The organism is Paenibacillus sp. Marseille-Q7038, from assembly GCF_965111595.1.
Genome location: NZ_CBCOOM010000001.1, coordinates 2,406,268 through 2,430,991 on the forward strand (window position 1 = coordinate 2,406,268; position 24,724 = coordinate 2,430,991).

At 41.6% G+C, this 24,724-nt stretch carries 30 protein-coding genes and 1 pseudogene; 1 reads left to right on the top strand and 30 read right to left on the bottom strand.

Features of this window, described 5'->3' with window-relative positions; all coding sequences use genetic code 11:
• Nucleotides 1-25: 25 nt before the first annotated feature.
• The 10 genes from panD to ACWPWY_RS11380 all read right to left on the bottom strand — a co-directional run bounded on the left by panD (nt 26) and on the right by ACWPWY_RS11380 (nt 8,360).
• A complete protein-coding gene (gene panD, locus ACWPWY_RS11335) occupies nt 26-409 on the bottom strand; it encodes an aspartate 1-decarboxylase (RefSeq protein ID WP_160033195.1) in 384 nt (127 codons plus the stop codon).
• Entirely contained in the window at nt 402-1,298 is an 897-nt protein-coding gene (panC, locus tag ACWPWY_RS11340) for a pantoate--beta-alanine ligase (RefSeq protein ID WP_454191793.1), read from the bottom strand. The genes panD and panC overlap by 8 nt, the downstream gene beginning before the upstream one ends.
• A gap of 1 nt (nt 1,299) precedes the next feature.
• On the bottom strand, nt 1,300-2,172 hold the full coding sequence (gene panB / locus ACWPWY_RS11345) for a 3-methyl-2-oxobutanoate hydroxymethyltransferase (protein WP_454191794.1): 873 nt from the start codon (nt 2,170-2,172) through the stop codon (nt 1,300-1,302).
• A 436-nt stretch (nt 2,173-2,608) separates the two neighbouring features.
• Nucleotides 2,609-3,583: a biotin--[acetyl-CoA-carboxylase] ligase gene (locus tag ACWPWY_RS11350; protein WP_454191795.1), complete on the bottom strand. Its 975-nt coding sequence runs from the start codon at nt 3,581-3,583 to the stop codon at nt 2,609-2,611.
• Nucleotides 3,573-4,895 carry a CCA tRNA nucleotidyltransferase gene (locus ACWPWY_RS11355; RefSeq protein ID WP_454191796.1) on the bottom strand — a complete coding sequence of 441 codons (1,323 nt, stop codon included), beginning with the start codon at nt 4,893-4,895 and terminating at the stop codon, nt 3,573-3,575. Before ACWPWY_RS11355 ends, ACWPWY_RS11350 begins: the two co-directional genes overlap by 11 nt.
• Nucleotides 4,896-4,938: 43 nt before the next feature.
• Nucleotides 4,939-6,096, bottom strand: coding sequence for an N-acetyl-alpha-D-glucosaminyl L-malate synthase BshA (gene bshA, locus ACWPWY_RS11360; protein ID WP_454191797.1), 1,158 nt, complete (start codon nt 6,094-6,096; stop codon nt 4,939-4,941).
• A gap of 37 nt (nt 6,097-6,133) precedes the next feature.
• Nucleotides 6,134-6,571, bottom strand: a complete 438-nt coding sequence (gene mgsA, locus ACWPWY_RS11365; protein ID WP_454191798.1) for a methylglyoxal synthase — start codon at nt 6,569-6,571, stop codon at nt 6,134-6,136.
• Between the two features lie 46 nt (nt 6,572-6,617).
• Entirely contained in the window at nt 6,618-7,421 is an 804-nt protein-coding gene (dapB, locus tag ACWPWY_RS11370) for a 4-hydroxy-tetrahydrodipicolinate reductase (RefSeq protein ID WP_454191799.1), read from the bottom strand.
• A 20-nt stretch (nt 7,422-7,441) separates the two neighbouring features.
• Nucleotides 7,442-7,978, bottom strand: coding sequence for a tetratricopeptide repeat protein (locus ACWPWY_RS11375; RefSeq protein WP_454191800.1), 537 nt, complete (start codon nt 7,976-7,978; stop codon nt 7,442-7,444).
• A gap of 52 nt (nt 7,979-8,030) precedes the next feature.
• On the bottom strand, nt 8,031-8,360 hold the full coding sequence (locus tag ACWPWY_RS11380; protein WP_454191801.1) for a nucleotide pyrophosphohydrolase: 330 nt from the start codon (nt 8,358-8,360) through the stop codon (nt 8,031-8,033).
• A gap of 159 nt (nt 8,361-8,519) precedes the next feature.
• Here ACWPWY_RS11380 and ACWPWY_RS11385 point away from each other — a divergent pair, with 159 nt between their 5' ends.
• Nucleotides 8,520-9,386: a YitT family protein gene (locus ACWPWY_RS11385; RefSeq protein ID WP_454191802.1), complete on the top strand. Its 867-nt coding sequence runs from the start codon at nt 8,520-8,522 to the stop codon at nt 9,384-9,386.
• A 45-nt stretch (nt 9,387-9,431) separates the two neighbouring features.
• On the opposite strand, the gene ACWPWY_RS11390 is transcribed toward ACWPWY_RS11385, so the two are convergent.
• The 20 genes and pseudogenes from ACWPWY_RS11390 to ACWPWY_RS11485 form a co-directional block, all read right to left on the bottom strand.
• On the bottom strand, nt 9,432-10,274 hold the full coding sequence (locus ACWPWY_RS11390; RefSeq protein WP_454191803.1) for a sporulation protein YpjB: 843 nt from the start codon (nt 10,272-10,274) through the stop codon (nt 9,432-9,434).
• 48 nt (nt 10,275-10,322) lie between these two features.
• Complete coding sequence (locus tag ACWPWY_RS11395) at nt 10,323-10,913, bottom strand: DUF1405 domain-containing protein (protein WP_454192863.1); 591 nt, start codon at nt 10,911-10,913, stop codon at nt 10,323-10,325.
• A 161-nt stretch (nt 10,914-11,074) separates the two neighbouring features.
• Nucleotides 11,075-11,947, bottom strand: a complete 873-nt coding sequence (locus ACWPWY_RS11400; RefSeq protein WP_454191804.1) for a c-type cytochrome — start codon at nt 11,945-11,947, stop codon at nt 11,075-11,077.
• A 19-nt stretch (nt 11,948-11,966) separates the two neighbouring features.
• Nucleotides 11,967-12,638, bottom strand: coding sequence for a menaquinol-cytochrome c reductase cytochrome b subunit (gene qcrB / locus ACWPWY_RS11405; RefSeq protein ID WP_454191805.1), 672 nt, complete (start codon nt 12,636-12,638; stop codon nt 11,967-11,969).
• A 14-nt stretch (nt 12,639-12,652) separates the two neighbouring features.
• Nucleotides 12,653-13,195, bottom strand: coding sequence for a Rieske 2Fe-2S domain-containing protein (locus tag ACWPWY_RS11410; RefSeq protein WP_454191806.1), 543 nt, complete (start codon nt 13,193-13,195; stop codon nt 12,653-12,655).
• A 191-nt stretch (nt 13,196-13,386) separates the two neighbouring features.
• The gene (locus ACWPWY_RS11415; protein WP_454191807.1) at nt 13,387-13,830 is read right to left on the bottom strand and encodes a DUF2487 family protein; all 444 of its coding nucleotides are present in this window, start codon (nt 13,828-13,830) and stop codon (nt 13,387-13,389) included.
• A 127-nt stretch (nt 13,831-13,957) separates the two neighbouring features.
• Nucleotides 13,958-14,140, bottom strand: a complete 183-nt coding sequence (locus ACWPWY_RS11420) for an IDEAL domain-containing protein (RefSeq protein WP_160033227.1) — start codon at nt 14,138-14,140, stop codon at nt 13,958-13,960.
• Between the two features lie 58 nt (nt 14,141-14,198).
• The gene (locus ACWPWY_RS11425) at nt 14,199-15,302 is read right to left on the bottom strand and encodes a hypothetical protein (RefSeq protein WP_454191808.1); all 1,104 of its coding nucleotides are present in this window, start codon (nt 15,300-15,302) and stop codon (nt 14,199-14,201) included.
• A 109-nt stretch (nt 15,303-15,411) separates the two neighbouring features.
• Nucleotides 15,412-16,014, bottom strand: coding sequence for a histidine phosphatase family protein (locus tag ACWPWY_RS11430; protein WP_454191809.1), 603 nt, complete (start codon nt 16,012-16,014; stop codon nt 15,412-15,414).
• A 27-nt stretch (nt 16,015-16,041) separates the two neighbouring features.
• Nucleotides 16,042-16,638, bottom strand: a complete 597-nt coding sequence (locus ACWPWY_RS11435; RefSeq protein WP_454191810.1) for a hypothetical protein — start codon at nt 16,636-16,638, stop codon at nt 16,042-16,044.
• Nucleotides 16,635-17,228: an RNA polymerase sigma factor gene (locus tag ACWPWY_RS11440; RefSeq protein ID WP_454191811.1), complete on the bottom strand. Its 594-nt coding sequence runs from the start codon at nt 17,226-17,228 to the stop codon at nt 16,635-16,637. Before ACWPWY_RS11440 ends, ACWPWY_RS11435 begins: the two co-directional genes overlap by 4 nt.
• Nucleotides 17,229-18,167: 939 nt before the next feature.
• A complete protein-coding gene (locus ACWPWY_RS11445) occupies nt 18,168-18,395 on the bottom strand; it encodes a hypothetical protein (RefSeq protein WP_454191812.1) in 228 nt (75 codons plus the stop codon).
• On the bottom strand, nt 18,392-18,709 hold the full coding sequence (locus ACWPWY_RS11450; RefSeq protein WP_454191813.1) for a TetR/AcrR family transcriptional regulator: 318 nt from the start codon (nt 18,707-18,709) through the stop codon (nt 18,392-18,394). Before ACWPWY_RS11450 ends, ACWPWY_RS11445 begins: the two co-directional genes overlap by 4 nt.
• Before the next feature lie 16 nt (nt 18,710-18,725).
• Complete coding sequence (locus tag ACWPWY_RS11455) at nt 18,726-19,076, bottom strand: DMT family transporter (protein WP_454191814.1); 351 nt, start codon at nt 19,074-19,076, stop codon at nt 18,726-18,728.
• 17 nt (nt 19,077-19,093) lie between these two features.
• Nucleotides 19,094-19,415, bottom strand: a pseudogene (locus ACWPWY_RS11460) (DMT family transporter).
• Between the two features lie 344 nt (nt 19,416-19,759).
• On the bottom strand, nt 19,760-20,869 hold the full coding sequence (locus ACWPWY_RS11465; protein WP_454192864.1) for a prephenate dehydrogenase: 1,110 nt from the start codon (nt 20,867-20,869) through the stop codon (nt 19,760-19,762).
• A 10-nt stretch (nt 20,870-20,879) separates the two neighbouring features.
• Nucleotides 20,880-21,977 carry a histidinol-phosphate transaminase gene (gene hisC, locus ACWPWY_RS11470; protein WP_454191815.1) on the bottom strand — a complete coding sequence of 366 codons (1,098 nt, stop codon included), beginning with the start codon at nt 21,975-21,977 and terminating at the stop codon, nt 20,880-20,882.
• Nucleotides 21,978-22,017: 40 nt separating this feature from the next.
• A complete protein-coding gene (gene trpA / locus ACWPWY_RS11475; RefSeq protein ID WP_454191816.1) occupies nt 22,018-22,836 on the bottom strand; it encodes a tryptophan synthase subunit alpha in 819 nt (272 codons plus the stop codon).
• Nucleotides 22,833-24,029: a tryptophan synthase subunit beta gene (gene trpB, locus ACWPWY_RS11480; RefSeq protein WP_454191817.1), complete on the bottom strand. Its 1,197-nt coding sequence runs from the start codon at nt 24,027-24,029 to the stop codon at nt 22,833-22,835. The genes trpA and trpB overlap by 4 nt, the downstream gene beginning before the upstream one ends.
• A complete protein-coding gene (locus ACWPWY_RS11485; protein WP_454191818.1) occupies nt 24,026-24,724 on the bottom strand; it encodes a phosphoribosylanthranilate isomerase in 699 nt (232 codons plus the stop codon). Before ACWPWY_RS11485 ends, trpB begins: the two co-directional genes overlap by 4 nt.

Sequence of the window (24,724 nt, forward strand, 5' to 3'; positions counted from 1 at the left end):
AGTTTTCATTCCTTATTCCCATGGATTACATGATTGTGGCGTGAACTTCCTGTTGAACCGTTTGAACCGGTTTATTCGCATCATTAACAAATACGACAGTGGGCTTATGACTTGCCATCTCCGCTGCATCCATCATCGCATAAGAGATAATAATAACCGTATCTCCTGGCTGAACGAGACGAGCTGCTGCTCCATTGAGACAGATCGTTCCAGACCCGCGCGGCCCAGGGATAACATAAGTCTCTAGTCTGGCTCCATTGTTATTATTCACAATCTGCACTTTCTCGTTCTCAAAAATATCAGCTGCTTCCATTAGATCGCGATCAATGGTAATACTTCCTACATAATTCAAGTTTGCTTCCGTTACGGTTGCACGATGTATTTTTGATTTCATTAAAGTTCTAAACATGCGAGAACACCTTCACTTTCTGTAAACGATGATTATCGATCAGACGAGTTTTACCGAATTTAACCGCTAATGCCACAATCACATCCTCTAAATCGTTAAGCTGCTGCTGCTCACCTAGAGGCTGTAAACCGGGAAATGTCAAAATTTCCACATAGTCAATTACCGCAGCTGGTGATTTTTTAATCTCCGCTGTAACTAGATTGCGAAGCTCACCAATGGTGATATCAGTATGCTCTCTACTTGCTTTCTCAGCAAGAGAAAGTGAACGTGACAAGCAGAGTGCCTGTGAACGCTCCTCGCTGCTTAAATAGACGTTACGAGAGCTCAGAGCGAGCCCATCGTCCTCTCTCATGATGGGGCAAGGAACAATCGTTACAGGCATATTCAAATCAGTAACCATTTGCGTCAGCACTGCAACTTGTTGAGCATCTTTCATGCCAAAAAAGGCGAAATCAGGTTGTACTATATTGAAAAGTTTGGCGACAACGGTTGTTACTCCGTCAAAGTGACCTGGGCGAGAAGTACCGCATAGGCGTTCTGTCAGACCAGAGACTTGAATCGTCGTCTTCGTTGGCTGAGGATACATTTCTTCGACTGTAGGAATAAATACGATATCTACTCCTTCTTTTTCAGCTACTGCAAGATCTCTCTTCTCATCACGCGGGTAACTTTCAAAGTCCTCATTCGGACCAAACTGGATCGGATTTACAAAAATACTCAGAACCACAATATCGGTTTTATTTCTTGCTTGTTTCATTAAACTGGCATGACCTTCATGCAGAAAACCCATTGTAGGCACAAACCCAACTGTTCCTTCCGGTTTGGAAATTTGCTTCTTCATCGCTGCAATCTGAGATCTTAGTTCCTGAATTCTACGTACGGTAATCATCTTAGTTGTCCACCTTTGCTTTACGATTTCCGTACAGCGATTCAACGACACCGTCTTCTGCAGTAAATACATGCTCCTCAGCTGGGAAAGATTTCTCTTTTACTTCTTTTACGTAATTTGCAATACTTTCACGAATGAGAGAACCAACATCACTGTACGTTTTAACAAATCGTTTAGGAATATAAGGAGAAGCATATTGAACAATATCATGGAACACAAGAACTTGCCCATCGCACCCTCGTCCTGCACCAATACCAATCGTCGGAATGCTAAGTTCACGAGAGATTGCTTCCGCTACTTCTTCGGTTACCAGCTCCAGTACAACTGCAAAAGCCCCTGCTTTCTCTAAAGCCTTGGCGTCTTCAAGCAATCGTTTTGCATCTTGTGCATCTTTTCCTTGTACTCGGAATCCACCAATTTGATTCACAGACTGAGGCGTGAGTCCAATGTGTCCGAGAACAGGAACACCTGAAGAAACAATGGTACGAACCGTGTCCGCAATCTCAGCTCCGCCCTCGAGTTTCACGGCATGGGCATGCCCTTCCTGCATTAATCTGCGAACACCGCGCAAGCTTTCGTCAATGCTGCCGTGATACGTCATAAAAGGCATATCGGCAACAATAAACGTATGCTCAGCTCCACGTGCAACAGAGCGGCTATGGTAAACCATATCATCGAGTGTTACAGGAATTGTCGAGTTATACCCAAGTACAACGTTACCAAGTGAATCTCCTACAAGAATCATATCTACTCCCGCTTCCTCAGCAAGTAACGCGGAAGGATAATCATAAGCCGTCACCATTGTGATCGGTTCTTTATTTTCTTTCATTTTTTTCATTTTAACAATATTAAGTGGTTTTTTAATTGCAGCCATTTCGATGTGGCTCCCTTCTGTTTCTGATATCGACCGTAAGTCTAAGATGTTGAAAATGTGAACTGTTCTACGGATTCTCATCAGCTGGGCCCTAGTGGTTTAGATAATGAACACACAAAAAAACCTTTTAGTTGTCACTAAAAAGGTCCCAAAAGTCAAAAAAGAGTCACTTAACGATCGTCCCTTCTGTCTCGGTCCTCTTCGGCTCAGAGCAGAATCCAACAAACCTATAAAATAATAATTCTTAAAGCAGACTAACTTGATGAGTGCAGTTCAAATTGCATGAATTTAATACCGCCTCAAGAAGAAAGTATACCAAAAAAAGACCAAATGTCTATGCCCCGGAATAATTAATCTAAAGCATACAGGATGAACCATTCTTAGATTAGTGAAGAAGCCATCCGATTTTTACACATGTTTACTCGGACTATTGCCCTTATTGTATTATCTCCACTTCACCCGAAAAAATAGTAGAGTTCTGTCCTTCTTCCGTCAAAACCACGAGACCACCACTGTCGGATAAACCGATTGCCGTTCCTTCGATTACCTGATTCAATGCTACAGAACGCACCCGTTTTCCTAGTGAGGCCGATAAGGCTTCCCACTCTTTCAAGATCGGAGCAAATCCTGCTGTCTCATACTGCAGATATCTCGCTTCGAGTTCATTCATTACTTCACCGATCAGTCTTGAACGGGATACAGAAGTTCCAGATTCTATTTTCAAGGAAGTAGCAATACTTCGCAGATCTTCCGGATAATCTTGTTCAGACAAATTTACATCTATGCCAATCCCAGCGATACAATATCTTACCTTGTTATCTTCGGTAGCTGCTTCAAGAAGAATACCGCATACTTTACGGCCGTTTATCAAAATATCATTTGGCCATTTGAGCCCCGCTTCCACTCCCGTAACATTTCGGATCGCACTGCATACGGCTACGCCTGTTAACAACGTTAACTGAGGCATAAATCGAACTGGCAGTTCCGGGCGTAAGACAAGACTCATCCAGATGCCTTTTCCCGCAGGGGAGAACCAGTTGCGTCCAAGACGCCCCCGCCCATTCGTCTGCGTATCCGAAATCACCAGTGTTCCTGCTTCGGCTCCTTCTTCTGCAAGCTTGATTGCTTCAATCTGCGTCGAGGAAGTTGATTCCAGAAGATGAACCCTGCTTCCAAAAACGGCTGTATTTATATTTTGCATAAGATCCTTCTGCTCATACTCATCTGGTTTATACAGTAAACGATATCCTTTACGTGACACCGCTTCAAATTCGTAACCAAGCTCTCGTAATTGGTTAATTTGTTTCCATACCGCTGCTCTGCTGATGGATAATCGGTTACTGATTTCTTCCCCGGAAAGAAAATCATTTGATTTTTCATTAAATAAATCCAGCAACAATTTAAACTTCATCTTCAATCACCTTCTTCGCTGCATCTAATAGAGATTGATGGTCATTAGGGATCTGACCAAGTGCTACTTCATGTAAAAGTCTCTTCATGGTTAAACCGAGCCAAGGTCCGCCCTTGCGCCCTGTTATTCTCATCAAATCAGCACCTCCGAGTGCCAGATCCTTCACATGATATACATTCATTTCAGCAGTCCAACCTTCTGCTTCTGAAAGTAGCAAGGGACAAAGATTTTTATACGCGGGAGACAAGATATCCGCTTCTGTCGCTAATTCCCTATTAATCAAAATCCAGTCTTGAGCCGCTTCTCTTCCATACCGGAGGACAAAAGGAATCCAGTCTGCACGCAGCAAATTGAATAGTTCCGTCTTCTCCATCTGCTCCCTGTTTAAGGCAAGTTTCTCAAATAAACTCATCATTTGCTCATGAAAAGCTAGCATATTTGTTATTCGATCTCGTGTTTCACCTGAAAATGTCCATTCACGAAGTAAGGTATTGGCATCAGAAGAACCCACCTGAAGTAGCAACAGCATCATTTCATATCGGTAAACTGCATCCTGAGGAAGTCGATCGAAATATCCAGTAAGATTTCGGTCCAATGAAGTGAAACCTATCGGCGCCTTCACATATTCCAAGATGCTGCTGTCTATAAGGAGCTGAAGACCTTTAGAAGGATAAGGACCAGCCATCATTTTATCCATCTCCGTACGAACTCGTTCCATCGCTATATATGCGAGTTTATCACGCTGACGAATCATACCCCACCAAGTGTCAGTCTCCAGTTCAAAATTAAAAACCGAAGCAAAACGAACGCCTCTCATGATGCGAAGGGCGTCTTCTTCAAACCTTTCTACTGCGATCCCGACACACTTAACAAGGCCTTGCTTAATATCCTCTTGACCGTGAAAAGGATCAAGCAAATCGCCCTTTACATTACGGGCTATCGCATTCATCGTAAAGTCTCTTCGTTTTAAATCATCTTCTACTCGATCCACAAAATGGACTTCGGTCGGCCTTCGATAATCTTCATACCCACTCTCGGTACGAAAAGTCGTTACTTCATAATGATAGCCGTCACTTCGCACCGTAACCGTCCCATGCTGAAGCCCGGTAGGAATGGAGTCCGGAAAAAGAGCAATAACCTGTTCAGGCGTTGCCGAAGTCGTAATGTCCATGTCCGTAACCGTTCGATGCATAAGCTCGTCCCGCACACATCCACCGACAAAAAAGGCATCATAACCATGGTCGTTTAGTTTTTGCAATACTTGTTCTCCGCCAGCAGCCATCGCTGGAAGCGTATAATTCCAGTTTTTCATTTCCACTTACTCCTTTTACCGAACCTCATCCACACAGGGATTTCTATAAAATTGATGCCGGTTTCTGTGTTAGTACCCGATCATAAATTCGTTCATACTGATCCGTTATTTTATCAATATTAAAGTTAACGCTTGCTCTTTCAAGACAAGCCTTTTTGAATTTATCCATAAGATCTTCATCCGTAAGCAAACGGACAGCATCTTTTGCCATTTGTTCCGTATCTCCAATCGGGGATAACATCCCTGTTTGACCATGTAATACAAGTTCTGGAATTCCGCCCGCTGTAGATCCGATCGTTGGTACACCGCAAGCCATTGCTTCAAGAGCAACCAGACCAAAGCTTTCTTTTTCGGATGGAAGCAACAATAGATCAGCCATCGAAATCACTTGAGCTACATCATCTTGTTTGCCGAGAAAGAGGACCTTTTCAGATAGACCAAGCTCCTGGATTTTACATTGAATTTTAGGCAAGTCGGGTCCTTCACCAACGAGTATAAGCTTCGCGGGAAGCTCTTGCTGAACTCTAGCAAACACATCAATGACATCCAGGGTGCGCTTCACTGGACGGAAGTTAGAGATATGCATAAGCACCTTCTCTTCATCACTTACATAATCTCTCCGCAGGGACAAAACTTCTCTTGGATAATACACTCTTTCGTCCACAAAATTATACGTAAGATCTATATCCCGCGTAATATCAAGTAATTCATGAGTCTCGCGAATCAAATCATTTGAAACAGCTGTTACTGCATCGCTTTTGTTAATAGCCAGCTGAATCAAGTCTTTAAGCGATTCATCCTGTGCAAGTACCGTAATATCGGTGCCATGCAGAGTGGTCACTACTTTTAAATCATCCGGCACCATTTGTTTAGCCAAGTAGGCACATACCGCATGTGGTACCGCATAATGTACATGAAGCAGATCAAGCTGCTGTGCTTTTGCTACTTGAGCCATTTTGGTGGCTAGAGATAAATCATAAGGAGGATAGCGAAAGACGTAATAATCGTTCACTTCCACCTCATGATAAAATATGTTTTTTTGGAATTGTCCAAGTCGAAAAGGTATACTGTTCGCAATAAAATGAACTTGATGCCCTCTTTCGGCGAGCCTTTTTCCAAGCTCAGTTGCTACGACACCTGAACCGCCTAGAGACGGATAACAGGTAATCCCGATTTTTAAGTGCTTACCCGCTTGACTCAAAGAAGGGCCTCCTTTTACATAAGAATAATTTTTTCTATTAGACTTCAGAATTTGTGCCGTCGGTACCTGGTTTATATTTATGTACAAGCTGACGCCATGCGAAATCTCCACGATCGAGTGCCTTCACCAAAATTTCGGCCGTAGCTACATTGGTGGCAAGTGGAATACCTTGGACATCACATAGACGAAGTAATGCATTGATATCCGGTTCATGCGGTTGTGCCATTAATGGATCACGCAGGAAAATGATCAAGTCCATCTCATTTTGAGCAACTAGGGCACCAATCTGCTGGTCACCGCCAAGCGGGCCTGACATGAAGCGATGAATTTCTAAATTCGTTTCTGACATAATACGTTTTCCAGTTGTCCCCGTTGAATAAAGCTGGTGTCCAACAAATACGTGTTCATATGCTGTTACAAAGTTAACCATTTCATCCTTTTTACGGTCATGAGCGATAAAAGCAATTTTTAACATATCTGTTCTCTCCCTGTGTCTATAAATTGAGGCTTTTCACAAACAACTAGTCTATAAAATGATCAAACCCATAAATCATCCCAGTATACTCCATTACTTTTTGAATCCCGATCTTAACTCCTGGCATATAACCGGCACGCTCATAGGAGTCATGTCTAATCTTCAGCGTTTGACCGAAGTCACCAAAAATAACTTCTTGCTGCGCAAAGACGCCTGGAAGTCTAACACTATGAATACGGAAACCATTGTAGTACCCGCCGCGTGATCCCTCGATTGTTTCTTCTTCTTTTGGATTTCCTTGGCGTATTTCTTTGCGATTCTCTGCAATCATCTCTGCTGTTTTTACAGCTGTTCCTGATGGTGCGTCGAGTTTTTGATCTCCGTGATACTCAATAATTTCGAGGTTTGGCATATACTTTGCCGCTTGTGCAGCAAATTTCATCATCAAAATAGCCCCAATTGAAAAATTTGGTGCGATTAAGCCGCCAATCCCTTGTTTTTCACATTGCTTGTCCAGTTCCTTAATCTGTTCGGTCGTAAAACCTGTTGTTCCCATCACAGGTCTAACCCCATGAGAAATGGCCAGGGAGGTATGCTCATAAGCATATTGAGGCGTTGTGAAATCAACCATAACATCAGCATCGGTCTGACTCAGAGCTTTTTCAAGCTGATCCATAACGATGATTCCGCAAGGTTTAAGTCCTACCAGTTGGCCGGCATCCGTACCTGCTTCGGAACGGTTAACTGCAGCAACAAGTTCTAATTCCTCATCTTGAATCACAAGTTTAACAACCTCGCGACCCATACGCCCCCCTGCACCTACAACAATAACTTTAATTTTATCAGCCAAAACGAACACTCCTTAGATAACTAGGTTGATGGTTTCTGGAAATATATTCTCATCCGTTTATTAAAATCGTATAACAGATCTGTTAATTGTTCATTTTGCGGTTCCATCGCGATCGCTTCCTTCAATACAGCAATAGCCAGTATATAATCATTCATCTCGGCATAAGCAACTGCGAGCCATACATACGCTTCTGTATAGAGTGGATCCAGCGTGATCGCCTGTTTTAATTGCTCCAGTGCCTTTTCGTAATTCTTCTTCGGATCTGCATTTCCCGACTCAATGAGAACACGAGACATGGCAGTCAGCTTTTTGGACTGGAGACGGTTGATGTGGATGAGATATTCGATATGCCCCGGTGCCATCTCAGCCGCTTTGTTCGCATGAACAAAAGCCTGATCAAGCTTTCCATTACGAGCATACGTAATGGAGCAGCGATAATGAATTTCTGGATTATTGGGTTCCTCTGCGATCGCAGTTTCAAACCAGTAAACAGCCCGTTCAAAGTCATTATGAAATATGGCTTTATACGCTTCTTGAATGTAATCGTCAGCATTCACGTTAGCTTGCACCTCCCGTATCGTCGGTCAGTACAGCATATGTAAGAATGGCCTAATCGGTGTCCTTTTTCGTCCAGCGATCCTTATCCCGCGTATTAAATTTGTGCATCACTTTATTATGAGCTTCGGTTAGATCAATTCCGAGCGAGTTGGCAAAACAAATGGTAATAAACAAGATGTCGCCCAGCTCCAGTTCAATGGAATTATCTGCTTCCGTTGCTTTTTTAGGTTTCTCTCCATACTCGTGATTGACTTCGCGAGCAAGTTCTCCCACTTCTTCTGTCATTCGAGCGAGCATCGTCATCGGACTGAAATAACCTTCTTTGAATTGGGATATATAATCGTCCACTTCTTTTTGCATCTCTAATAAAGTTTTTTCCATGTGAGCATACTCCTTACTAACCAATGTTTACAACTCACTTCATCCATATGTTAACGTATTGAGAAAGTGAAAACAAATCATTTTTTAAACATCTCATGAAAAAGGCATACTACATTTGAGCATCTAGGCAAATCTAATACTAGTGAGGGATTCATTCAAATGAACAAGATTACAGCGCAACTTAAGATCATTGTACCGATCCTCCTGGGCACCGCAATTTTTGCGTTCGGTCTCCTGTATTTTATTATTCCCAATCAGTTGATGGAAGGCGGAGTCACGGGTATTACCGTGCTTCTAAATTATGCTTTTGGTATTTCACCTTCCATTTCTACTCTTATTATTAATATCCCCCTATTTCTACTGGGATGGAAAGTTTTTGGAGGAAGACAAATCATTTATACTGGTGTCGGAATCGTCGCTCTAACCATTTTCCTCGGTTTATTCGAACGATTAATTGATGCAGGCTATATCGTTCCTTTGGAAACAGAACATGATCTTTTACTTGCTGCATTGTATGCAGGCGTTACCATTGGTCTTGGGTTGGGGATTGTGTTTCGGGCCGGGGGGACAACCGGGGGTTCTGATATTATCGCCAGAATTCTGTCGAGAAAAACGGGACTCAGTATCGGACGAGTGATGCTCGCCATTGATATTGTTATTATTGGATCTTCCCTTATTTACATACCTCTTGAAAAAATTCTGTATACGCTTATCGCCGTATTTATTGGATCCAAGGTCATTGACTTCATTCAAGAAGGGGCATACGCTGCAAAAGCGTTTACGATCATTAGTGACTATGGGCCTGAAATTGCCGATAAAATAACCATACAGATGGAACGCGGGGTTACGCTGATTCCAGCGATTGGAGCCTACTCAAAAAAGGCGAAGCATGTTGTATACTCTGTTGTTTCTAGACAAGAGATTAGAGAACTCCATCAGATTATAAAATCCATTGATCCAAAAGCATTTCTCATTATCAATGAGGTGCATGATGTCCACGGGGAAGGTTTCAAAGAAGAAAAATAGCCCGGAAATCCGGACTATTTTTCTTCTTATTTTTTATTCATTAAACTAAAAATATGATTGATGATTCCCTCTGTACTTACGGTAACCGACGTACGCAAGCACCGCCACAATCGCAGAACCAAGGAATAAATTAGCTGCCCATGGTTCAGGACCTGCGGCAAATGGAACAAAAGCGGTTGCGTCCTTTTCCTTACCAAACAAAGCATTAGCAAATTCATCCCCCTGCTTCACCGCATCAAGGATATCTTGTCCTTTCACTCCATTACTCATGGTAAGTCCCTTTAAATAAGACATCCAAGAATCAAATCTTTCAATCTCATAAGGCTGTCTCCGTATGATAGCTGCAGGACGAATCGTTTCATAGTGACTTTCCAGTTCCGAATAATTTGCAGTGATATCTGTTCCTGGTTCGTTCATTACTTCTTGTTCAATCGATGATAAGTCTTCTTTCATAATCTTGTAGTATTGAAGCCATAACGGTTTATCCGGATGAGCCAAACTATCCACTGCCAGTCTAAGTTTCGCAGACGCATGCTGTAAAGAGTCCGAAGCGGCTTGCACACTGGCTGTCGCTTCTTTCACTTCCACAATCGTCTCCGTGAGCGCATGCATCCCTTCTACTGTAGTTAACCCATCAAACGAGAATCGCTCTACTTGACTCGTTAAATCCCCTATATCTTCACGTACCGCTGAAAGATTATAGTCGAGGGCATTCCGATATAAGGAGGTTGCGATCTGATTGAGTTGTTCAGCTTGGTTTACAAGGTTTGGATTCGCTTCATCCGAATTTTCCGCATATGCGGTGTTCTGCAAGAAAATCTGACTCAGTAGTGTACAACATAGAAAACCAACCATTAGTAAGGAAGAACGCTTTTTTCCAAAAAACAAGGACATCCCCTCCTACTGTATCGTATGAAGAGAGATGTCCACCTAGAACTATAACCGTTTCGCCTGCTTTAAGGCGATCCAGCCTGCTATAAAACTAAGAATAGTCAGCGTAAATGTAAAGGTCCGAACTCCGCCCACGTAATTATTAAGCTCATAAGGAAGATAGGGATAGATTTCGAAGGTATAGTCCATGACATCATTTAACAAGGTCCACCCAGCTGCTATGATCAGACTAACCATACCAAACCCAAAAAAGCGAACATAGAGAAGTGCCTCAACTGCCATCGCTAAATGAGAAGCAATCAGCATAAAATCCTGCCAGATCACGTCTCCGCCAAACGACCAGCCAGCTACAATCATACTAACGGCCCATACTCCATATTTGATTGATGTGACGACCGCTAACCCCTGAATCACGTGGCCTACATTCTTAAGTGAACGCCTCGTTGGCGGGTATAACAGAAATAATAGGGACAGCGTAAAGAATAAACTAGCGGTAGGACTATCCGGTACAAACACAAGGAGAGCTACCGGGTAATTTTGAAGTGTGTAAGCAAGCTGACCATCATACCATATGTATCCATAAACTGTGCCGAGCAAATTACACCAAAATAAGAGCCATAAAAAACCGCGGTTCATCAGCACAGAGCGGCTCCAAAACAAAGATAGGGATAACACGTGCCGTACATCCTCCTTTATGATGTGATATTCACTTCAATAGAATAACAGAGTTCTCTCTAAAAAGGGCCTGACTGCTTATATGAGCAGTCAGGCCCTTTTTCCGTAACCCGTATTCTATATTACTCTGCCGATTTCTGGGAAGCAAGCCAGTCTGCAAGAGTGTCAATATCTTCGTCAGTTAAACCTTTTGCGATGTTGTCATCATATTGAGGTCCCATTCCGCCAATACCATCATGAATGATACCGAGAAGTTCTTCCTTACTATGAGCATCACCGATCCCGCGAAGGGAAGGTCCCATTTGTCCTTTCAGATCCGCAGCATGGCAGGTTACGCAGGTAGCTTTTTTGTAAATATCAGCACCTACTCCGTCTGGATCTACAATGGCTATTTCTTCTGTAGTAGGCGCCATTGAAGTAGGAAGCCCTGCATTATGTTTCTCATGTGCTTCTTTCTCACGTGTGATATGTTCTGGCTCTTGACCGGACTTTGCAAGCTCATGTTTGTAATGAGTCCACGCTACATTGGTCAGATAGAAGACCGAAACGATAGATAACAACATAAGCGTTGATGCAATAGGTCTTTTATAGAAACGACGTTCTTTTCCCGTATCCAGGAATGGAGCAAGAAGTAATGCACCAAAAGCAACGCCGGATACCCCAAGTGTACCAAGAACAACATAATCACCGGAAGCATAAGGATACTTCAGATATTGATATAAGAATAAAAAATACCAGTCAGGCATGGGTATTACTGTTGCACCCGGATCGGCTGGATATCCAAGCGGCGCTGGTTCTGAGATGGTAAGTACCAGGAAGCCAACAAGAACAACAACCCCTACCATCCATTCTTTTAACAGGAAGTTCGGTATAAAAGCCTCCGATTTCCCGGGATAAGCGGTATAGTCAGGCGGAGTAATAAATCCCTCACCCTTACGTACCCTGGAATCTCCAACAAAAACAACTTTTTCGTCTGATTTTTTCCCGTGTGCCATAGGCGTTTCCCCCCTTCTATTATAGTGGTCCGGAGATACCTTGTCGGCGGATCATAATAAAATGGCCTACAAGTAAAATAAGTAGAACAGCAGGAAGGAAGAACACGTGCAGGGCAAAGAATCTCGTTAATGTCTCAGCTCCAACAATCGTACCGCCTTGTAAAAGTTCTTTGATAATAGGTCCCAAATAAGGAACCGTATTCGCGATCTCGAGTGTTACTTTGGTCGCAAAGTAAGCTTTGTTATCCCAAGGCAGCAAATAACCTGTTAATCCTAGTCCAAGCATAACGAAAAAGATTAACATTCCTACGACCCAGTTCATCTCACGTGGAGCTTTATAGGATCCTGTGAAAAACACCCGCATCGTATGTAAAAACATCATCACTATGACCAAACTGGCTCCCCAGTGGTGCATTCCCCGTACAATCTGACCAAAAGCGACCTGGGTTTGCAAAAACTCTACACTAGCATAAGCATTAATAATATCTGGTACGTAATACATCGTTAGAAACATTCCCGATAGAATCTGAATTACCGTGATGAAGAATGTAAGTCCGCCAAAGCAATATACAAACGCTGAAAAGTGATGGGCTGGATTTACGTGTTCAGGAACTTCATGGTCAGCAACGTCACGCCAAATAGGAGTGACATCCAGACGTTCGTCGACCCAGTTGTAAATATTTTTAAACATCTACTCACGCCTTCCTATTGGACTCTCTGATTCGGAATGATTTCCCCAAGGTAAATCCATCCTTCTTCTTCCTTAACGGTGTACTCATCAAGCGGCTTGGAAGCTACAGCTAACTGTTTCCCGTCTTGTGTATAGTGTGCACCATGGCAAGGGCAGAAATATTGATTTGGCAGCTCAGGATTGTTATTGTAACCAACCGTACATCCAAGATGCTTACATATCGGTGACAATGCATAGATGGAGCCGTCTTCCCCTTTGCGAATCCACGCAATTAGTGAAGAATTGCTAGTGTACCAACCATCTTGCTGCTTCAGTTCAAAGTGGAATTCCTGAGGCTCCGAAGTCACTTCGCTCACTTCAACTACCTTTACAAAAGCGCCTTCATCTTTCTTTTGCAATATCGGATCCACACCAAAACGAACCATAGGCAAAACGACACCTGCAGCCATATATGCGGTAGCTCCGCCCAAAGTGTACGTCAGAAACTGTCTGCGTGACATCTCTTTCCGCTTGGGTGGCTTAGGCACTTTATGCTCACTGTCATTGTGATTGCTCATCCTCTTCCGACCCCCTTTTTCATCCAAATATTTCATTCTTCTCTTAAAATATTCCACAAATTACTATGACATACCTTATCCTATAGTAGCCTACAAGGACCGTCAAGAATTTGTCACATATTTTCAAACAGGGAATGGAAGCGTTACAATGAAAATGTTGGTAATTTGTCACATATCCTTATGAAATGGAATTAAATCCACATTTGATAGATTTGACTTTGGATATCCTTTTTGAATTCGTTTACAATAACGTTGCTTAATTCATCCTTATCCTTTCTCGAGGAAAGTGCAGATAAAGACAACACTAGATCTGCCTCAGGAAGATCAGCTTGAACTAATACCTCGTCAGCGGTCATTACAATGACATATTTGAAACTACCCGCTTTTAGATGTGAACATAATTCATTCAACTGCTGAAATTGCGAAGCTTGGCTATAATGAACCGCAGGATAGGTAACAATTCGTCCCTTGAAAGGGATTTCAACAATATCCAAGAAATCTCTTAGCCTTTCTAGGGCACGTACCGTTTCGAAGGGAGGTTCCTGTCCTGTCAGTGCGGTGTATGGTATAAGACATGTATCTAGGTAATGCTGTAATTCTACCCATTCTTCTGATGTAATCTCGCTGAATTTCAAGACCCTGCCTCCTCTTTAATTATTACTTCTATTATAAGGTTCGAAACCATAACTGGAAAGAGTTTCTATAGAATCACAAAAAACCCTTCTCTACTGAGAAGGGTTTTTCTTTTAACAAAGTATAGTCTTACGAAATAATTAATCTCAGTTCATCCGTCAGGCTGCGGAAAGCCACTTCATCCCCCGATGCCAGTGCTTTGTCAATTTCATCATACAATTGTTCACTCCGATGTTTGCGTAATGCCGCGTCCCAGACCATTTCTGCAGCCAGTCCTAACATGACCTCGTAAGTAACTTTCATTTTATCCATAGGATGCACCTCCAACCAATTGTTATATTTTCAGGCTAAGCTAAGTTATTTTCACAGGTTAACGGGATGTATATTGAACCGCATTGCAGGTTACCGTTAACCGGCTTCCCCAAGGTGTCATTCTAACAACCTGTCCCTTTTTCTCATGTTCTCCGATTCGAACCATTCCTAGATGCATCATCATTTGAAGTATTCGCTGTTTAAGAACAGCCTCATTCGTATCGTAATAAAAGGGATGAATGATCTCACCTATGCTTTCCAGCAAGGAGGAAACAGTAACCCATTCCTTCGCACACTCCCCAATCCAATACACAATAGAAGCAAGACTCGGAATGGCTCCTTTATAAAGTCTTAACCAATAGCGAAAAATCTGCATCAACTCTTCGTCTGATGACTTCTCAAAAACATGAGTGCCTTCATCAGTAATAGCAAGAATTCCATTGTTTTCTGCTATATACCGTTGATGAATTACATAATCATACAGTAGAGCTAAGCGATCAGGGTATTCTTTATAGCTTCTCCCATATCCAAAACGCCATCCTGCTTTCCCTACCAATGGTTCTTTTACATGTAGAAAATCAAGGAGCTGTTGCTGCGTCCTCTTATACATAAATCCTTCCTGATTCAGAGGAATTTCATACTGATCAGTGAATTTAAGCAGTAATTTCATATCTTCGAACATTAAATGATGTTCTTCACGATAGACAGAAGGTTCAGAGACAACTTCAGCAAGCTGCAAAAACTTCGAACGGATTACACCCATAAATTTCGTTTTTAAGTCTTGGGGCACACGATACAAATATTTGGTTTGCTGTGTTGAACCGTTAAATAACCAGCCTCGTTTCGTAAACTGAACAACAATATCGCGAAAATACGTAGCAGGACGTTCTCCCTTGGGTTCCATTGCTTGCTTGGCAAGGGCCGTAAGCTCTTCTATGCTGTAATTCACCCTTCCATCAAACAGTAGCGCATTCAGAAAGCTAAGCTGACCCTCTGGAAGATCATGAATCAATTCTTCAACAAAAGAAGAATTACCAAGAGTAACTAAAATACTCTGAATTAATTCATGTTTGGAATGGGTGTTGGTGCTACATTCATAATGGTTTGCAATGCGGTTCAGCTGACCAATGTCAGCATACGTGAGAAGATCCGCTAAATTCATTGTCCCATCGCCTCGCCGTTTTACTACCATTATGGGAATTATTGCAACATTTATTCCTTTACAGCAAAAAAAATAACCCGAATCTGTATTCGGGTTATTTACGCAGCTTTTATTTTTTTGATTTTTCAAAGGAAGGATCCATTAAATGCTTAGTACAGTTATAAAGCAAGGGATTCCATTTTTCTTCTTCGTTCTCTAGTATGGTAAGAGACAAGTTTCCAATTCTCTCGGTATATTGATCTTCGTACAGTGCTCTGTATAACTGAGCAAGCAGAGCCCCATGTGAAACAACGAGAATATGCTGATGAGGATGAGTCTGCGCCAATTCATTAATAAATGTAAGGGCCCTTACTCGCATATCAGGTTCCTTTTCCTGCCCTAAATCTAATAAATTCCAGTCTACTCCCCATTTAGCTTCTCGCTCTTCTTGCGTTAGGCCTTCTGCCTGCCCAAAAGATCTTTCCTGAAGACGTTCATCCGGCGGAAGCATGGGAACATTAATAATACTGCTTATGATTTCTCCTGTTTCCTGTGCGCGAGACAATCCGCTCGTTATAATATAGTCCCATTCATAGGGTTCAGTAAGAAGACGTTCTCCAAGCAGCTTTGCCTGCAGTCTGCCTTCTTCATTAAGAGGTATGTCGCTGCGTCCTTGAATTCGTCCAGCTACATTCCAATCAGTAAGTCCGTGACGTATTAGACCAATTCTCATTTCAAGATATGCCTCCTTCTCTTTTTGTTATTTTGTAATGTGATGCATTCTGCGTAAAGAGAATAGAGCCATCCCCAAAGCTAGCAGAGATAAGAACATCCAGTACTGAGGGTAAGCTGGGATCCCTGCTACAAAAGGTTCAATAATTCCAGAAGCCCCCTTTGGATCATGGTTAGACAAACTGAAAGCCGGTGCACTATTCGCTACTCCGGTAGGAACAATCCCAGCACCGTTATTCATGCTTGCATCGCCGCCGTTAGAACTCACCTTCCATACCATCAGCACAATACTGCACAACAATACGGCTAAACAAGCAGAAATCCAGATTGAATAGCGAATCGCCGTCGTATTCGTCCATTTATAGGGTTTGATATCCGTTCTTTGAATATGCGGATGATCGCTGTATATCTTGTCCATTACCTTACCGTGCATCGATTGAAGCGATTTTTCGGGAACAGGATCTGAAGTCTCGGGAATCAGATCGTATAATTCTTCCCACTTACTATATTCAAAGGCACACTCTGGGCATTCTTTTATATGGTTATTCAGTTCAACTCGTACCGGATGCTGTGCGGACAAATCCCAAACTTGTGCCATGCACTCCTGGGCTTCGTTGCAATTCATTGACTCTTCATCCCTTCATATTCCTCATAGATCGGTTCAAAGAAATACGAATGCAACTGATTCTTGACGCTCATCCGTGCACGAAACAATAAAGATTTAACGGAACTAACGGTCTGCCCTAAAATATCCGAAATTTCCTGATACTCGAGCTGATCGTATTCTCTGAGAATAAGAGCGGTTCGCTGCTTATCAGGCAAGTTATTAATTGCTTCACGCACTTTAATGACACGTTCATTTCTCAGCATCGCTTGTTCAGGAGCTGTATCCAAAGAAGCAACAGGAATAACTCCACTTTCTTCCAGCGGAATATTACTTCCTCGATGTTTTCGAAGTTCGCTAAGAACCGTATTTCTAGCAATAGTATACACCCAGGTAGAGAAAGATGCATCAATTTCGCGGAAGGAATTCAAACTTCGGTAAGCTTTATAAAAGGTTTCTGATACTAAATCTTCTGACATATGTTCAAGTCTAGAACTGCGAAGCATGTGGTAGACAAATGCATACATCTTTCTTTCATATCGTCCCATGAGCTCAGAATACAGCTCAATATTTCCTGCTTTTATTTCTTTAATCAACTCTGAATCATCCATTAGGTCTAAGCTCCTCCTTGCAGTTCCATAGTGCCCAGGTATATAAAAATGCCTGTAACAACACTTTTTAGAGCAGGAACCCTATAATATGATTGAATATAATTACAGAAATGTAATTTTTGTTATGATGTTGTAAATAGCTATCTAGTTCTTACTCTCTTTCTTGTAAACCCTTATGTAGTAACACTTTCCTAATCATACCTATTAACCCAAGGAACATTATACCATATTACCAACCAAAGATTCCCTATTAATTTATGAAAAATTTGTTATTTATTTTACGTCTATACTACTTTAAGACTAAGTGGACCCGTTTGATCTAGTCATATAAGCAAAAAAATAGGCGCCGAATTGATCGTGACCCATTGTTTAAAATCTGTGTTATTAAAATTTTATGATTAAAAATCATTGATTTTTAGTAGAAAAAATATAGACAGTCATTGCTATTAAAGAAATACAGAACAATATTTCCACTTTTTCAAAAATCGAGGATGCACTGAAAACAAAGATTGAAAGAAATTCAATATCGTTATTCATACCACCAAATGTAGCATGATTAAGAAGTAGTATACTTAATAGTACACTAGTAACTAACACTACAAAAGCAACTTTTTTGAGAATATCCTCTCCCTCTCTCACTATAAAGAGTATGGAGAATAAAAGACAAATAAACATTATAAATAGTAACATTGCTATACCTTCTTCTTTGTGAATGATCTTGATGACTGATGTTCTCTATTTAACCAATATATAGAACAAAATCAATCTTACACGACATTATAGATTTTATACAGTTAATCAATGGAAGCTAATTTTTTTGTTTTTATTCACACGATCCTATCTAAGAGAGCGCAAAAAAAGGCAACGAATTATATTCGATGCCTGCTATTCATCTTTCAGAACGACAGTTAGATTGTAAAGCTTCTTATCCAGGAACTGTTAGTTTTGAAAATCTTTATTTATCATATCATGTAGTTTCTTTATTACTTTTTCTTTTGTATCTTCATCCATTTTTCCTAATCCATAAATTTCAGAAAACCACAGACCATCAGCGGCTAGTCTCACAATGGTTGAATCAATTACATCGCCGCCATCATTAGATATTCCATTCGTAATTACACGATACATTTCCTGCATTCGGTCAAGCAAAGAAGGATTATAATTCATTGCGCAACAGATGCCGCTAGACCGCTTACTAACGCTTTATCATTGAGTATTACGTTTAAGTACGCTCTTATCCACTTTCCTTGCTCATTCGATTTACTTGTAATCGATGTAAGTTCCTCAATAAATTGTTCTGTGTACTCGATGATCATTCCTTCAATTAAAGCTTCTTTGTTACGAAAGTGATGCAATAAGCCACCTTTACTAATCCCAGTTTTATTGGCAACGGCCTCTAAGGTTAATTTGTCCATTCCTAAATTCTCGACAATATACGAAGCAGAAGCTAATATCTCTCCTCGTTTGGAATTACTTCTCATAAGGCACTCCTTTCTTCTAATTAGATGATTCTTGAACTGTCCTAGTTGCATTGGATGTATTTAAAATAACTACACCACCAATGATAAGAATAAGTCCGACACCCGTTAAAATGCCAAAGGGGTCGTTCCAAATGACAACCCCTATCAGTGCCGTTAAAGCCGTTCCTACTCCAGACCAAATCGCGTAGGCTAAGCTTAAAGGAATTGTCTTTAAACTTAATGATAAAAAATAGAAGGCGAGTCCCATCCCCATGATTAATCCTAGACTAGGTAATAAATGGGCGAACCCCTCTGACATTTTAAGCATGGTTGTACCAAAAATCTCACCCAAAATCGCTATTGATAAATAAATATATCCCTGTCTCATGTACGGATCTCCTTTCATTAATCTGTCGCAAGTTTCATTACAACTACTCCAACAATAATCAATAATATTCCAATCATTTTTCTTGTGGTTACTTTCTCCTTATATACGAAGGTCCCAACTAATACAGTAAGTGCAGTACCTACTCCAGACCATATTGCATAAGCAGTACCTAATGGGATTGTTTTTAAAGCTAAAGATAATCCGTAAAATCTTCATGACCATCCCCGCTATTACCCCAAGCGTTGGGTACAGTTTTTTAAATCCATTAGATAATTTCATCATTGAACTTCCGAACACTTCCGCAATAATGGCAAATGCTAGGATTACATATGCATTCATTTCTAACCTCCACATGTGTGTTTTATAATCTCTTTTCTTATTCTTTCTTTAATAAAGCAATACAATTACTAAACATATTAAGTATACCGTCCGGACGGTTTATTTGTAAAGTTTTTTGTCTTATTTAAATTAGACAAAAAAAGAGCTGTGAACAATGTTCACAGCTTGCCGTAATGATATGCAACCAGTTATTGGATAGGAGTGGAGAGAAACCATACTGTACTTTTATTATATGTATCCGTTTTCATTTTGTCAACCATAATTATACATTTATCTATTTTATTGCATATTTACTTAAATAAAGCGATTTTATAAACAAAGAAGAGAGGGCTTTTCCCTCTCTCTTAGCTTCGTACGGTATATCCCAGATTGGTAAGAAGTTCAATTGCTCTCTCCATATCATCTTCCTGTCGAAAGGACAATCTGAGAATGCCTGGTACATCTTCTCTGCTTTCAATAATCTGCATGTTGCTCAGGTTGATCCGAGCCGTCCCCAGTTCCGTAGCAATTTTGCCAATAATTCCCGGGGTATCCGGAACATCAATATAGATGTCAAATAAAGCATTGATGATTCCTTTTCTTCGCTCTGGTAATTGATCTCGAAATAAACCAGCTTCACGAAAAGCAGCTTCAAGCGCTTCCCCATTGCTTTCCTCCAGCACCTGAGTGAACTGTCCTACTTGCTTATTCCAGTCTCGAAGAAGTCGCAGTAATACATCACGGTTACTAAGTAAAATATCACGCCATACGACCGGATCGCTCGACGCAATACGGGTAATATCACGGAACCCCCCCGCTGCAAGCAGCTGATATAAAGGTTCATTTTGGTTATAGCTGCTGATCTGATTGACCAGGGCTACCGCAATAATATGAGGTAAGTGACTAATAGCTCCCACAATATCATCGTGATGTTCAGGTTCTACCCTGATGACTTGTGCTCTAGTATAAGACAGCAGATTATCAAGCTTATTATAGACGTCTTCCTCTATCTCCGGCTGAGGCGTGAGCACATAATATGCATTTTCGAATAGCAATGGTGAAGCTGCCTCTACACCAGATCGTTCAGAACCTGCCATAGGATGCCCGCCAATAAAATAAACATCACGGAAATCGAGTGTCTTCGCAGCTTCTGTTATCGAGGTTTTCGTACTGCCTACATCCGTAATGATACAGCCTTTCTTTAGCGGAAGTTTATTCAGTTCTTGAAGATAATAATTTAACATGCCGACCGGTACACTTAAAAAAATGAAATCCGCATCCAGTGCCGCTTCTTCCATGGATAAGGTTGCATGATCAAGTACGCCGCTCTTTAGGTATCTTTCTTGAATTTCCGGCTCATGCGCGTAACCAACTACTTCTATTCCCGGCTTCCCTTTAAAACAAAGGGCGAGAGACCCTCCAATGAGTCCCACGCCAAAGATTGCAATTTTGCAATTTATTTCTTTTGTTTTCATTCCCAATGTACTATACTTCCGAGCGTTCAGGGGTAAGCGCATGCTCTAGAGCTTTGATGAACGCTTGATTCTGTTCCGGTGTACCGACAGATACCCGGATGTAGTCAGGATAAACCTGGAACCCAGAACGAATAATGATCCCTTGTCGCAGTAAGATGTCAAACATCTCGGCAGCCGGTCTGCCGATTTGTACAAGTACAAAGTTACCTTGTGAAGGGAAATAGTGAAGACCTAAACGATCAAATGCAGTTTGTAGATAAGTGACACCTTCACGGTTCTTATCACGGCACGCTTTTACAAAATCTTGATCCTGCAACGCAGCACGAGCAGCAACTTGACCAAATCTTGTTGTATTAAAAGGTTCTCTGACTTGATTAATTAATGAGATCACTTCGGGACTCGCGATACCATAACCTATTCGTAAAGACGCAAGTCCGTAAATTTTGGAGAATGTTCGCAATATAACAAGGTTAGTGTATCTCTCCATCATAGGAATCGTCTCCGGATAGGATTTATCTGTAACATATTCATAATAAGCTTCATCAAGAACGACCATCACTTCAGAAGGAACACGATCCATAAAGGAAGTAAGCTCTTTCTCAGTGATAATGGTACCTGTTGGATTATTCGGATTACATACCCAGATGATTTTTGTTTTGGAAGAGACTTTTGATAACATACCTTCCAGATCATGCGTACCGTTAACAAGCGGAACTTCGATACTTACTGCTCCTTCGATATCTGCATTACTTTTATATACTGAAAAAGTTTGATCCGCCATGATTGTCTCGTCACCTTGAACGAAAAAGGCTCTAGCGATCAGGGCAATGATTTCATCCGAACCTGCGCCAAAAATAATTTGATCATTTTTCACACCCAGATGTACGGCCAAATCGGCTGTAAGTTCTCCTGCAGAACCATCCGGATAAATACTCAGATTTGCAAGTTCTGCCTGAATTGCATCCCCCACAAGCTTCGAACTGCCATAAGGATTTTCATTCGATGCAAGCTTAATCACTTCACTGAGTCCCAGCTCTTTTTTCACTTCTTCAACGGGCTTTCCTGGTTTATATACGGGTAAATTACCAATAGTAGATTTATGTTTCATAAGCAAGCCCTCCCTTGTGGATAATGAAAAAAATCCAAAATTATACTTTTAATTGTGCCACAAACTGGCGTATTTGCAAAAGTCCTTCTTCCTTCGTATCTGGTTTTGATAGCAAAGGAATCGTATTCTCGATCTCTCTAACAATTGCACTGCCTACGATAACCCCGTCACAAATTTCAGAAAAATGTTCTACCTGTTCACGGCTGGATATCCCAAAGCCAACAGCAACGGGAAGAGTTGTATATGATTTTACCGTTGTAATAAATTCATCTACTTCTTGGTGGAATGCAGCTCTCTCCCCTGTTACCCCAAGTGATGATACACAGTAAATAAATCCTCTTGCGCTCGAGACGATTTTCTTTATTCTTTCCTTCGATGTCGGCGCAACTAAGGGAATAAGATGAATATTGGCACGATCCGCATACTCACGAATCTGTGCAGATTCTTCAATCGGAAGATCCGGAATGATCATACCGCTAATATCATGCTCTACTAACAAGTCGAAGAAAAGTTCCAGACCTGTCTGAAGCACGGGATTGTAGTATGTAAAGAGTACAAATGGCAGCTTCACTCCTGCTGCACGTGCACGTTTAGCGGTCTCCATACATGTACGAATCGTAATCTGCTGTTTTAGTGCTCGTTCAGAAGCACGCTGAATGACGGGTCCATCTGCAAGCGGGTCAGAATAAGGTACGCCTAGTTCAATCACATCAGCCCCTGCCTTTTCGAGTTCACGAATGATCTCAACAGTCGTGCTCAGATCTGGATCACCCACTGTTATAAAAGGAATAAGTGCTGTTTTTCCGCTCATTTGTAGGGTTTGGAAGGTCTCATCCATCCGGTTTAATCGGATACTCATGCGAGTCCACCTCCGGTATATTTCATAATGGATTCCACATCTTTGTCTCCCCGGCCTGAGAGACATATGATAATGATCTGATCTTTCTTCATGGTTGGAGCTAATTTCACAACTTCTGCAACCGCATGTGCGGATTCAAGTGCAGGAATAATTCCTTCAATTCTGCTGAGTAGCTGTAGTGCATCCAGCGCTTCTTGATCTGTTATAGGAACATACTGAGCACGCTTAATGTCCTTCAGATAGGAATGTTCTGGACCTACACCCGGGTAATCAAGTCCAGCTGAGATCGAGTGAGCCTCTTGAACTTGCCCATATTCATCTTGAAGTAAATAACTCATTGAACCTTGGAACACTCCTTGTGTTCCCTTGCTCATCGTTGCAGCGTGGAATTCCGTATCCACCCCTTTGCCAGCAGCCTCACAGCCGATCAACTGCACTTCTTCATCTTCAACAAAAGGATAAAACATACCAATGGCATTACTTCCGCCGCCAACAGGTGCAACTACAACATCCGGAAGTCTGCCTTCGCTATCCAGGATCTGACGACGGGTCTCATCACCAATCACACGCTGAAAGTTACGGACCATGAGCGGATACGGGTGAGGTCCGACTGCAGAACCTAATATATAGAACGTATCTTCCACGTTACTTACCCAGTATCTTAAGGCCTCGTTGCCCGCATCTTTCAGCGTGCGAGAACCTGACGTAACCGGAATGACTTCCGCTCCGAGTAAGTTCATACGGAACACATTCAGTTGCTGCCGTTTTGTATCTTCTTCACCCATGAATACTTTACACTCAAGACCTAACAGCGCTGCAACGGTGGCAGTAGCTACTCCGTGCTGTCCTGCTCCTGTCTCCGCGATGACTTTCTTTTTGCCCATCCGTTTTGCAAGAAGTCCCTGTGCGAGTGCATTATTAATTTTATGAGCGCCTGTGTGATTCAAATCTTCTCGCTTCAAATAAATTTTTGGACCACCCAAATGATGACTAAGGCGTTCAGCGTAATAGAGAGGTGTTTCTCTGCCTGAATATTGTTTTAACAAATAACGGAGTTCCTCATTAAATTCATCATCTTCGGAAAAACGTTTAAATTCCTCTTCCAGTTCAATCAGGGCATTCATCAATGTCTCAGGTACATAACGTCCTCCAAAAGGTCCAAAACGACCATATACATCCGGTACTAGTGTCATGCCTTCTTCACCCTTTCCACAAAAGCTGTCATTTTATTTATGTCTTTTATTCCATTTGTCTCTACACCGCTTGATACATCAACACCATCTGGTGCATAACCAATAACAAGTTCATGTACATTATCAGGCTCTAATCCTCCGGCTACAAACAGCGGAATTTGCATATACCGTGCCCATAACTGATAGGGAGTGCTTCGTTCCCAGGAAAAAGTTCGACCAGAACCGCCTCCGTATACAGGATCAAAGGTATCTATAAGAATGGCATCTACTACTCCTTCATAGGGAGCGAGACTTACATCTATATCTTCAGCCGCTTGGTTAGGATCGTTATTCAAAGAAAACACTTTGAATACATTTACACCAAACTTAGCTCTTAGTTCTCGGCATAATGCTGGAGATTCATCACCATGTAACTGAATCACATCGAGCGATACTTGACGAAGAATTTCTTCGATCTCCTCCACTGTGGGATTTACGAATACCCCGACAGATCTTGGTAATGGACGCACTTCCCATGCTGATAATACATTCACTAGGTCTGCTGCTTGCGCTGCAGTCACCTGACGCTTTGATCTTGCAAAAACAAATCCAATAAAATCGACAGTTAAGTGTTTCATAGATTTTAGCACTTCAACGTCCTGAAGTCCACATATTTTTACAAGCGGCTTCTCGTTTTCTTTACGAATAGACATCAT